A 10,308-nucleotide genomic window follows, 5' to 3' on the forward strand; every position below is an offset into this window, starting at 1 on the left:
TGGTTTCCAGCCATTCGCGCAACACGATCTGGATGAGGTCGGATCGGCCGATTCCCATCTCGGCAGCGATGGAATCGAGCGTGTCTGCGGTGGCTGGCTCCAGCGGCACGCCGGAGACGTTTCTAAGCATCAATGCAGCGCGACGCAGGACGACCCGGAGACCCGCGCGCGACATATCGGCGATGCGGTCGGTGGCGCTTTCAAGCTCTTCCGAAACAGATAGGCGTGGGTCATTCAGAGGGCCGCATAGTCAGTGGCAGTGATAGCTGCCCGTCTTGTGGTTCGTCATGGTGCACTGCTGGGCTTTCGATTCTTCAGTATGTTGGCCTCGCGCAGCAGTGATGATCGATCCGTTCCTAGCAATTCTACGAGCGTGAGAGCCTGATCCCTGGTGATCCCGGTTTCACGTGCGAGCGCCTGCGCCTGGAGTTCCTTTTGCCGCTCGGGTTCACTTTTTCTATCTTCGCCCATGGTGAGATGTTCCTTCCCACTACGAAACCCAACTTGCGACATAGCGCCTTGTTCCTCTTTGTTCCGAAATTCGTTCATCCGCTCTGTTGTTCGTGTTCAAGCTGGAACTAATGTCCGTTCGGTAGCTTATGCCCAAATGAGCGCACGCGGCATCACCTTCCTGCGCAAGTGGATTGCGAACAGCGTTCCTAAAACGGCCCGGCCGGATGTGATTTCGATCAATGAGCTGACGCACAAGCTGTTTGCCGACGCGAAGTCAGTGGGCATCAGGCGTGAAGAGATCGACGAGGAAGTCGACAGTCTCTACCGCACCATCCTTAATGCCCTTGTGCATTTCGACCCGGGATTGTCGGAATAATGGTTTTATCCACGAGCGCCCGCCTGAAGCGCGCGCCGGTGAACGCTTATGGCAGGGCCAGGGCTCCACTTTGCCGTCGTCGAATTTCTCCAGGCCGGGAGAAAAATGACGCGGCGACATTTGCCGTCGAGCGTTCGTAGTAATGGGTCCAGTCGGCATAACAGCGTCCGACGCCGGCCGCGCTAACCGCGCGTACTGGCTTTCGGTTCCACCGCGCTTTCCGATGGATTTGCAATCAACCTTGCAGATCGCCGATCCCTTACCAACAGCAACCTCTTTTTTCTTGCCAGCAGTTTATCGCGATTTCCATTAGCGGCCGCTCGGCCATGCTTCGCGGCAATCGCGTAGTCGGCTCTGTTCGTTCGATAGTCTTCCTTTTGCACAGACATGTCTCTAGTTGTCCGTGCTGTTCGGATCGATCTTCGTCAGTCGCTCTCTGGCATCGATCACGCGCCTTTGCTCGGCCCTTATCCGGCCGCACAACGCGAGATTAAGGGCGACGCCACCGTCCTCGTCCAGCAACTCATTCGCGCGCTTCAGAGAGTTCTCGGCTCGTTTTACACCCTGTCTGGCCTTGGCCACTTCGAGGCGATAAATTTCAAACATTTTCCCGCGTCCTTTGCGGTCCCTTCGATAGTAGTTAACCGGCGTCGATCCCGTTTGTTCCGGCCGCGCCGATTCCCAAAGTGGAACTTCAGCAAATCCTAATGATTTTCTGTGACCAGTGGGCACGGCCCCCCGGTGCCCGCTGTAGATCGGGCCGCAACCCGATCGGGCCCGCGCTCTCCGCCAGAGGCGCGGGCTTTCTCCATAGCGTTACCCGCGGCTCGGCAGTCGCTTCTTCGCCATAACCTTTCAAACATGCAATTTGTCTAAAATGTTCCGGAACGGAAACCGATTTGGCGGCTTGAGTCCGCGTCTGTGGCGTGGGGTTTCAGTATGCGTAAGAGTTCCGGCGATGGCCGGTTGCAGTTCATCGAACCGCTCACACCAACCCTGGTCGACAAGCCTCCGGAAGGCCGATGCCTGGATCCATGAGGTCCAATTCGACGGCTTCCGCACCCAGGCAATCAAGGACGAGGACGGCATTCGCTTCTACACCCGGCGCGGCCACGATTGGACTGCCAAATATCGGCGCTTCATTGCTCTAGTGCGCCCGATGAAGTCCTGTCAACTGGCCGTGGCCCGTTCGCGCCAACGGCAGAACATGGACGCTTGACGGCTGGGCTGAAGCGGGACGAACAGCACGGCGCCGACGATCGAAAAGCAGCGGTTTTTCACAGCGATCGCCTGGGACCGTTTGTGCCACAATCTCGCCCGGTTCCGACCATAATCGGTTAATAGGCTGATAAACAATTCCTGCGCAAAAGGGATAGCGAATCAGGGTGGCGCTGGCATTTGTCGAGGGGTTTTAGGTCTGCCGACAGTCAAGTTGCGGTGCCTGTTAAGGGGGGGACAATCGAAACATGCAGAGCACGGCGCGCCCGCATCTTCGTCGCGCTTGCGCTTTCACGTCGTTTGCCCTGTCGGCTGCCTTGCTGGCGGCTTGCGCCGGCCCGCCACAGCCCAAGGCGATGGTCAACACGAAGCCTCGCTCCAAGGAATATTTTGCCGAATCCGAATATGGCGTAAAGGCCAGCCCGCGCGTTACCTTCAAGAAATCCGGCCTGCAGCGTGGCGGCGGACGCGACCAGCTCGGCAAGCCCTATCAGGTGCGCGGCAAGTGGTATTACCCGAAAGAAGACAAGCGCTATGCCAAGATGGGTCTCGCCTCCTGGTATGGCGAAGCCTTCCACGGCAGGCTGACCGCCAACGGCGAAGTCTACGACATGACACATCTGACCGGCGCGCATCCAACAATGCCGCTACCGAGCTATGCGCGCGTCACCAATCTGAAGACCGGCAGCTCGGTCATCGTCCGCGTCAACGACCGCGGCCCTTACCATGACGGGCGCATCATCGATGTTTCGAAGCGCGCCGCCGAAATGCTCGACTATGCCAATATTGGCACGGCCAAGGTGAAGGTCGAATATGTCGGTCGGGCGCCGCTCGACGGCAATGACGATCAGTATTTGATGGCCTCCTACAATCCAGGCAGCAGGGTGCCGGATCCGTCGGACGGCTTGCCGACCGGTGTCATGATCGCCATGAATGGGCCATCGCCGAGCAGGGCGGTGGGCGCGGCCGCCGCTCCATTTCCCGGTCAGTTGACGAATTCCGCATCGTCACAGCCTGCCATTGCGGCGCAGGCGCCAGCCTTCGGCAATGTGACGCTGCCCGATTTCGGGCCGATCGTGCCCGAACGCCCGCGGATCAATCTGCCGGCGCAATCGCCGTTCAGCGTAGCGTCGCTGTCCTACGCGGATGAACGCGTGCAGCGCGCCTCCCATGTCTTTGCTGCGCTGGATGGCGCCGGCATGTCGCCTGCCGAAATCCTCCGATCGTGGAAGCGGCAAGCTCCTCCGGCCGGTTCGCCCACGGAAGACTATATCGCGGCGGGCTCGTTCGAGGATGCCGCCGAGGCGCAGCGTGTGGCAGCCCGGCTCTCCAGCTTCGGCAAGACCGAAATCCAGCGTTCCGAATTCGAGGGCAAGGATTGGTACTCGGTCAATCTCTATCCGGACGGCCATGGCAGCCTGGACGAGATGCTGCAGGCGGCATGGTCGCGTGGCGCACCGGACGCTCTCGTGGTTCGGAACTGACCGACAAAACCTGAAGTTTTGCCCAGCTGTCGATCGCGCGGTTGATCGGCCGGGACAAAGCCTGATAGAGCTTGCCCAAAAATGCCGGCTGACAGGTCGAACTTCTCATGAAATCTCGCTTCGCCGCGCCTCTCGCCGGGCTTATGGGTTTTGGCCTCCTGCTGCTTTCGCTGACTCCGGCCGCGGCGCAGCTTTTCGAGACGAAGGCCGCGCAGGCCTTCATGATCGATGCCGAAACCGGAACGGTGCTGTTTTCCAAAGATGCTGACAGGCCGATTCAGCCGGCCTCGCTGGCCAAGCTGATGACGATGGAGGTGGTGTTCAACGCCATCAAATCGGGGCGCGTGACGCTCGACGACACATTCGTGGTGAGTGAAAACGCATGGCGCACGGGCGGGGCGCCATCCGGGACGTCGACAATGTTTGCCAAACTGAAGTCAACGATCCGGCTTGAAGACCTGATCCAGGGCGTGACGGTTCAGGCCGCCAATGACGGCTGCATCATCATCGCCGAAGGTTTTGCGGGCTCGGAGGCGAATTTCGCGACTGAGATGACCGAGCGCGCAAGGCAGATTGGCCTCGAGAAGTCGACATTCGTCAATTCAACCGGTCTGCCGGCCGACGGTCAGCAAACGACGGTTCGAGAGCTTGCGCTTCTGGCCCTGCATATCTGGCGCTCGTACCCGGACCTCTATCGCTATTACGGCCCGAAGGATTTCACCTGGAACAAGATAACCCAAAGGAACCGTAACCCGCTGCTGGCGATGGATATCGGTGCGGATGGCCTGGCGATCGGCAGGAGCGAGGCATCAGGCTTCGGCGTCGTCGGCTCGGTCAGCCACGGTGGCAGGCGGGTCATTGCGGCGATGAGCGGCCTGGCAAGCGACCGCGAGCGCGCCGAGGAAGCGCGAAAGCTGCTCGACTGGGGCCTTCGTTCCTTCCAGAAGACCGAGATTTTCGCCAAGGACGAGGTGGTCGGCGAGGCCCAGGTTTTCGGCGGTGCGAAATCCGGCGTGGCGCTGAAGGCAAAAGCGCCGGTGGTCATCTTCCTGCCGATCGCCAACCGCGACAAGCTGACCGCCAAGATCGTCTATGACGGCCCGATTGCAGCCCCGGTGGAGGAGGGACAACCAGTGGGTGCGCTGCGGGTCTGGATCGGTGATACGCTGAGCCAGGAGACGCCGCTTTTCGCGGCCGAGTCGGTAGGCGTCGGCTCGCTGCCGCAACGGGCGCTCGATGCCGCCAAGGAACTGGCCGTCGGCTGGCTGCGTTAGCATCCATGTCGTGGACCTTTTCTCAAGTCAGGACTATTACGGTCCCGCAGCATGGATAAAGGCTTTGGCGTACGGATTTTTCATCACCTTCGAAGGCGGAGAAGGGGCAGGCAAGTCGACGCAGATCGAGCGGCTGGCCAGGAAGATGCGCGCCAAGAAATACGATGTCCTTGTCACGCGTGAACCGGGTGGCTCACCGGGCGCAGAGGCGGTCCGGCATGTCCTGCTTTCCGGCGCTGCCGAGCCATTCGGCCCCAGGATGGAGGCGCTGCTGTTCGCCGCTGCGCGTTCCGACCATGTCGAGCAGGTCATCCGGCCGGCGGTCGAGCGCGGCTCGATCGTGCTTTGCGATCGCTTCATGGACTCCTCGCGCGTCTACCAGGGCGTCACCGGCGGCCTCGACCCGGTGTTCATGGGCGCGCTGGAAAAGGTCGCCATCAACGGCATGGTGCCCGACATGACGCTGATCTTCGATATCGATCCGGCCGAAGGGCTGCGGCGCGCCACGGCACGGCGGGGCACTGATGCCGGAGCCGACCGCTTCGAAAAGGAAACGCTTGATATCCATAAGCGCCGCCGCGAAGCCTTTCTGGCGATCGCAGCAGCAGAACCCGAGCGCTGCATCGTCGTCGACGCGTCCGCCGATCCCGACACAGTGGAGAATGTCGTCACCGCCGCCGTATTCGCGGCCCTGGAGACGATGACACCGGCACACAGGAAGCAGGCGCCGGGATGATTTTCGAACGGATCGCACCAGAACAGCACGACACATTGGACGGCGTGCCGGAGCCGTCCGAGACCCCGCGCCTGGTTGGACATGGCCAGGCAGCGACCATGCTGGCGTCAGCCTATCGGTCCGGGAAGCTGCCGCATGCGCTGATCTTTGTCGGACCGGTCGGCATCGGCAAGGCGACGCTCGCCTTTCACCTTGCGCATCATCTGTTGAAGCATCCGGCGTTCGAGCAGGCGCCGGAAGTCCTTGCCGTTCCTGATCCGGCGTCATCGCTGTTTCGCCAGATCGCCACCGGCGCACATCCTTCGGTGCTGCATCTGACCCGCCCGCCGAACGATAAGACGAAGAGCTTCAAGACGGTCGTCACCGTCGATGAGATCCGCAAGGTCAGCCGCTTCCTGTCGCTGACCTCGCATGACGGCAGCTACCGGGTGGTGATCGTCGATCCCGCCGACGACATGAATACCAATGCGGCCAACGCTTTGTTGAAGAATCTTGAAGAACCACCGGCGCGAACACTGTTCATCCTCATCGTCCACGCACCGGGCAGCCTGCTGCCGACGATCCGCTCGCGTTGCCAGATGGTGCGGCTGACGCCGCTCGATACCGAGAGCCTGATGACGGTTCTGGAGAGCGTCGAATCACCGCCACCGGACGATCCCGCGTCGCGCGCGGCACTGGCCAAGCGGGCAGGGGGCAGCGCGCGCACCGCAATCCTATTGACGCAATATGGCGGGCTGGAGATCGCCGAGACGCTCGACGCCCTGGCGACAGCAGGAAAGAGCGATGTTGCCGGCGCCTATCGCCTCGCCGAGGCGGTCTCCGGGCGCGACCAGGCGATCCAGTTCGATATCTTCAATCGCCGTGCGCTCGACCTGCTCTCGACCGGGGCAAGCCAGGCCGCCCTGGCGGGCGATCTGGCGCGGGCCAAAACGCTGTCGGATACTTGGCACGAGGCTTTGAACGCTATATCTGAAACCGACACTTACAATCTCGACAAGAAGCAGCACGCCTTGACCATGATCGACCGCCTGAATTCTGCGATGCGAATGTGACGGCCCATCGGGATGGCAATCGCCGTTTCGATGCGATATCTCACCGGCATCTTTCATTCAGACATTCATGACGGCTCATCCATGGCACGCGATAGATACTACCTCACGACGCCGATTTTTTATCCGAACGGCAAGCCGCATATCGGTCATGCCTACAATGTCATCGCCAGCGACACGCTTGCCCGCTTCCAGCGGCTCGACGGCAAGGACGTCTTCTTCGTCTCGGGGACCGACGAGCACGGTTTGAAGATGCAGCAGACGGCGGACGCCGAAGGCCTGACGCCGAAGGCGCTTGCCGATCGCAATTCGGCTATCTTCCGCTCGATGCTCGAAGCGACCGGCTGTTCGAACGACGTTTTCATCCGCACCACCGAGGAGCGCCACTACAAGGCCTGCCAGGCGATCTGGACGCGCATGGCGGAAAACGGCGACATTTACCTCGACCGCTATAGCGGCTGGTATTCGGTGCGACAGGAAGCCTATTTCGACGAAGCCGAAACCAAGGTCGGCGACGACGGCATACGTCGCGAACCGCTCGGCTCGCCCGTCGAATGGACCGAGGAAGAGAGCTATTTCTTCCGCCTTTCCGCCTATCAGGACAGGTTGCTCGCGCTCTACGAGAACAGTCCCGAATTTGTCGGACCGGCGGAGCGGCGCAACGAAATCATCAGCTTCGTCAAATCCGGGCTGAAGGATCTGTCGATCTCGCGCACCACTTTCAAATGGGGCGTGCCGGTGCCGGGCGACGACAAGCATGTGATGTATGTCTGGGTCGACGCGCTGACCAACTACATCACCGCCGCCGGTTATCCGGATACGGCCAATGACAGATGGTCCTTCTGGCCGGCAAACCTCCACGTCATCGGCAAGGACATCGTGCGCTTCCACGCCGTCTACTGGCCGGCCTTCCTGCTGTCGGCAGGGATCGACCTGCCGAAGCGCGTGTTTGCGCATGGCTTTCTGTTCAACCGCGGCGAGAAAATGTCGAAATCGGTCGGCAATGTCGTCGATCCGTTCGCGATGATCGAGCATTACGGCCTCGATCAAGTGCGCTATTTCTTCATGCGCGAAGTGCCGTTCGGCCAGGACGGCAGCTATAGCCACGAGGCGATCGTCAACCGCACCAATGCCGACCTCGCCAATGATCTCGGCAATCTGGCGCAGCGCTCGTTGTCGATGATCGCCAAGAACTGCGGCGGCGTGGTGCCCATGTGCGGTGAACTGAACGGTGCCGATAAGGCGATCCTCGATCAGGCAAGTGCGGCCCTTGTCACGGCACGCAAGACGATGGCCGAGCAGGGCATTCATCTGGCGCTGGCGGCGATCTTTGGCGTGGTGGCCGAAGCCAACCGCTATTTCGCGGCGCAGGAGCCGTGGGCGCTGAAGAAGACCGATCCGGCGCGCATGGAAACGGTGCTGTGGACGACGGCCGAGGTGATCCGGCGTGTCGCGATCCTTTGCCAACCCGTCGTCCCGACGTCGGCGGCGAAGCTGCTTGACCTGCTGGCGGTGCCGGCGGACAGCCGCGACTTCGTGCATGTCGCCGAAGGGCACGCGCTGGTTCCAGGCACGGCTCTGCCAGCGCCGGAACCGGTGTTTCCACGCTATGTCGAGCAGACGGATCCAAGCGTCTGATGTTGGTCGACAGTCACTGCCATCTCGACTTTCCGGATTTCGCAGAGGAGCGGGCGGCCATTGTCGCCCGCGCCTTAGCCGCTGGAATCGGTCGTATGGTGACGATCTCGACGCGTGTCAAGATGTTCCAACAAGTACTTGATATCGCTGAATCTTTCGACGAAGTCTATTGCTCTGTCGGCACCCACCCGCACAACGCCGCTGAAGAGCTGGACGTGACTGTCGAGGAGCTTGTCCGGCTATCTGCTCATCGCAAAGTGGTGGCGATCGGCGAGGCCGGGCTCGATTACTTTTACGATCATGCGCCGCGCGATGCGCAGGCGCAGGGTTTTCGCACCCATATTGCCGCCGCGCGTCGAACGGGCCTGCCTCTGGTCATCCATTCGCGCGACGCCGACCGCGACATGGCTGATATTCTCGAGGATGAAACAGGGAAGGGCGCCTTCCCCTTCATCCTGCACTGTTTTTCGTCCGGGCGCAGGCTGGCCGAAGTCGGCGTGGCGCTCGGCGGCTATGTTTCCTTTTCCGGCATCCTGACCTTCAAGAATTCGGTCGAGCTGCGTGCCATCGCCGCCGATGTGCCACGTGACCGCCTGCTGGTCGAAACCGACGCGCCATACCTCGCGCCGATACCGTTTCGCGGCAAGCGCAACGAGCCTGCCTATGTCGCGCATACAGCCAAGGTGCTGGCCGAAACGATCGGGGTCAGCGAGGCCGAGATCGCTGACGTCACCACGGACAATTTCTTCCGGCTGTTCAGGAAGATGCCGCGCCCAAGCGCGCCGAGCACCTGACGCATGAGCGACCGGCTGCGCCTCACCATTCTCGGCTGCGGCTCATCGCCGGGCACGCCCCGCATCACCGGCGACTGGGGCAATTGCGATCCAGCCAATCCGAGGAACCGGCGCATGCGCACCGCAGTGCTCGTCGAGCGGATCGCGGCAAACGGCGACAAGACCACCGTCGTCATCGACACCGGGCCGGATTTCCGCGAGCAGATGCTGCTGGCATCGGTCAGGCACATCGATGCGGTCGTCTATACGCATCCGCATGCCGACCATATCCACGGCATCGACGATTTGCGCGGCTTCGTGCTCGAGCAGCGTCATCTGATCGATATCCACGCCGACGAGCCCACCATGCTGCGGTTACGGGAAGCGTTCGGCTATTGTTTCGAAACACACCGCTAGGCAGTTCCTACCCGCCCATCGTCGAGCCGCATATCATCGATCACGCCAGGCCGGTGGTGATCGAAGGCGAGGGGGGTGCCCTCACCCTCGAGCCGCTGCCGCAAATCCATGGCGACATCATATCGCTTGGTTTTCGTATCGGCGGGCTCGCCTATTGCCCCGATATCAGCGATTTCCCCGACGCCACGGCCGAACGGCTGCGCGGTCTGGACATGCTGGTCATCGACGCGCTGCAATACAGGACGCATCCGAGCCACCTTTCGCTCGGCCAAGCACTCGACTGGATCGAAAAACTTGCGCCGAAAAAGGCAGTGCTGACGCATATGCATGTGCCGCTCGACTACGCCACGGTAATGGCGGAGACGCCGGCCAACGTCGAGCCAGCCTATGATGGTATGATGATCGAAATCAATTTTGAATCAGCATGATAGGTTCGGTTTCTCATGGCTGGCAGCATCGATCGTGTGACCAAGGCAGCAGCCGATGCCGGCCTCGACATCGAAATCAGACGCATGGGCGCCTCGACACGCACCGCCGAGGAAGCCGCCGCGCAATGCGGCTGCACCGTTGCACAGATCGTCAAATCGTTGGTTTTCCAAGGACAAGCTAGCGGAAAGCTGTTTCTCTTCCTGGTTTCCGGCTCCAATCAGCTGGATCTAGCCAAGGCTGCCGCACTGACCGGCGAGCCGCTGGAGCGCGCCGACCCGCGGCAGATCCGCGACGAGACCGGCTTTGCCATCGGCGGCGTAGCGCCGATCGGCCATCTGATCGCGATTCCGGCGTTCGCCGACAAAACGCTGCTCGGTTTCGACCACGTATGGGCAGCGGCCGGCGCGCACGACGCGGTGTTCGCCGCCGAGCCACACGCAATGGTAAGGGCAGCGCAGGCT

General features: G+C 61.3%; 12 protein-coding genes and 1 pseudogene. 10 read left to right on the forward strand and 3 right to left on the reverse strand.

Going from position 1 to position 10,308, the window contains the following annotated elements; all coding sequences use genetic code 11:
* Both EOA78_RS37830 and EOA78_RS33520 read right to left on the reverse strand, forming a co-directional pair.
* On the reverse strand, window positions 1-175 hold a 175-nt coding region (locus tag EOA78_RS37830), incomplete at its 3' end, for a ribbon-helix-helix protein, CopG family (RefSeq protein WP_127319814.1).
* A 110-nt stretch (window positions 176-285) separates the two neighbouring features.
* The gene (locus EOA78_RS33520) at window positions 286-471 is read right to left on the reverse strand and encodes a hypothetical protein (RefSeq protein ID WP_127319816.1); all 186 of its coding nucleotides are present in this window, start codon (window positions 469-471) and stop codon (window positions 286-288) included.
* A 136-nt stretch (window positions 472-607) separates the two neighbouring features.
* Here EOA78_RS33520 and EOA78_RS33525 point away from each other — a divergent pair, with 136 nt between their 5' ends.
* A complete protein-coding gene (locus EOA78_RS33525; RefSeq protein ID WP_127319818.1) occupies window positions 608-829 on the forward strand; it encodes a DUF768 domain-containing protein in 222 nt (73 codons plus the stop codon).
* A 393-nt stretch (window positions 830-1,222) separates the two neighbouring features.
* Here the strand turns inward: EOA78_RS33525 and EOA78_RS33535 are convergent, their stop codons facing one another.
* Complete coding sequence (locus tag EOA78_RS33535) at window positions 1,223-1,435, reverse strand: hypothetical protein (protein WP_127319822.1); 213 nt, start codon at window positions 1,433-1,435, stop codon at window positions 1,223-1,225.
* Between the two features lie 352 nt (window positions 1,436-1,787).
* On the opposite strand from EOA78_RS33535, the gene EOA78_RS33540 reads away from it, so the two are divergent.
* The 9 genes and pseudogenes from EOA78_RS33540 to EOA78_RS33580 form a co-directional block, all read left to right on the forward strand.
* Window positions 1,788-2,048, forward strand: a complete 261-nt coding sequence (locus EOA78_RS33540) for a hypothetical protein (RefSeq protein WP_348628519.1) — start codon at window positions 1,788-1,790, stop codon at window positions 2,046-2,048.
* Between the two features lie 247 nt (window positions 2,049-2,295).
* Window positions 2,296-3,531: a septal ring lytic transglycosylase RlpA family protein gene (locus EOA78_RS33545; RefSeq protein WP_127319824.1), complete on the forward strand. Its 1,236-nt coding sequence runs from the start codon at window positions 2,296-2,298 to the stop codon at window positions 3,529-3,531.
* A gap of 143 nt (window positions 3,532-3,674) precedes the next feature.
* Complete coding sequence (locus tag EOA78_RS33550) at window positions 3,675-4,805, forward strand: D-alanyl-D-alanine carboxypeptidase family protein (protein WP_127319834.1); 1,131 nt, start codon at window positions 3,675-3,677, stop codon at window positions 4,803-4,805.
* Window positions 4,806-4,869: 64 nt separating this feature from the next.
* Window positions 4,870-5,541: a dTMP kinase gene (tmk, locus tag EOA78_RS33555; protein ID WP_127319826.1), complete on the forward strand. Its 672-nt coding sequence runs from the start codon at window positions 4,870-4,872 to the stop codon at window positions 5,539-5,541.
* A complete protein-coding gene (locus EOA78_RS33560) occupies window positions 5,538-6,593 on the forward strand; it encodes a DNA polymerase III subunit delta' (protein ID WP_127319828.1) in 1,056 nt (351 codons plus the stop codon). The genes tmk and EOA78_RS33560 overlap by 4 nt, the downstream gene beginning before the upstream one ends.
* A gap of 81 nt (window positions 6,594-6,674) precedes the next feature.
* Window positions 6,675-8,228 carry a methionine--tRNA ligase gene (gene metG, locus EOA78_RS33565; RefSeq protein ID WP_127319830.1) on the forward strand — a complete coding sequence of 518 codons (1,554 nt, stop codon included), beginning with the start codon at window positions 6,675-6,677 and terminating at the stop codon, window positions 8,226-8,228.
* The gene (locus tag EOA78_RS33570) at window positions 8,228-9,022 is read left to right on the forward strand and encodes a TatD family hydrolase (protein ID WP_127319832.1); all 795 of its coding nucleotides are present in this window, start codon (window positions 8,228-8,230) and stop codon (window positions 9,020-9,022) included. Before metG ends, EOA78_RS33570 begins: the two co-directional genes overlap by 1 nt.
* Window positions 9,023-9,025: 3 nt before the next feature.
* A pseudogene (locus EOA78_RS33575) lies at window positions 9,026-9,846 on the forward strand (MBL fold metallo-hydrolase).
* 15 nt (window positions 9,847-9,861) lie between these two features.
* Window positions 9,862-10,308 (forward strand): YbaK/EbsC family protein (locus EOA78_RS33580; protein ID WP_164784059.1); only part of this gene is annotated, 447 nt, incomplete at its 3' end.

The sequence above is a fragment of the Mesorhizobium sp. M5C.F.Cr.IN.023.01.1.1 genome (assembly GCF_003997585.1).
GTDB classification, from domain to species: Bacteria; Pseudomonadota; Alphaproteobacteria; order Rhizobiales; family Rhizobiaceae; genus Mesorhizobium; species Mesorhizobium wenxiniae.

Bases quoted from the DNA above. Each gene is read 5' to 3' on its own strand.
- EOA78_RS33520 (WP_127319816.1), bottom strand. From the start codon at position 471: ATGGGCGAAGATAGAAAAAGTGAACCCGAGCGGCAAAAGGAACTCCAG.
- EOA78_RS33525 (WP_127319818.1), top strand. From the start codon at position 608: ATGAGCGCACGCGGCATCACCTTCCTGCGCAAGTGGATTGCGAACAGC.
- EOA78_RS33535 (WP_127319822.1), bottom strand. From the start codon at position 1,435: ATGTTTGAAATTTATCGCCTCGAAGTGGCCAAGGCCAGACAGGGTGTA.
- EOA78_RS33540 (WP_348628519.1), top strand. From the start codon at position 1,788: ATGGCCGGTTGCAGTTCATCGAACCGCTCACACCAACCCTGGTCGACA.
- EOA78_RS33545 (WP_127319824.1), top strand. From the start codon at position 2,296: ATGCAGAGCACGGCGCGCCCGCATCTTCGTCGCGCTTGCGCTTTCACG.
- EOA78_RS33550 (WP_127319834.1), top strand. From the start codon at position 3,675: ATGGGTTTTGGCCTCCTGCTGCTTTCGCTGACTCCGGCCGCGGCGCAG.
- EOA78_RS33560 (WP_127319828.1), top strand. From the start codon at position 5,538: ATGATTTTCGAACGGATCGCACCAGAACAGCACGACACATTGGACGGC.
- metG (WP_127319830.1), top strand. From the start codon at position 6,675: ATGGCACGCGATAGATACTACCTCACGACGCCGATTTTTTATCCGAAC.
- EOA78_RS33570 (WP_127319832.1), top strand. From the start codon at position 8,228: ATGTTGGTCGACAGTCACTGCCATCTCGACTTTCCGGATTTCGCAGAG.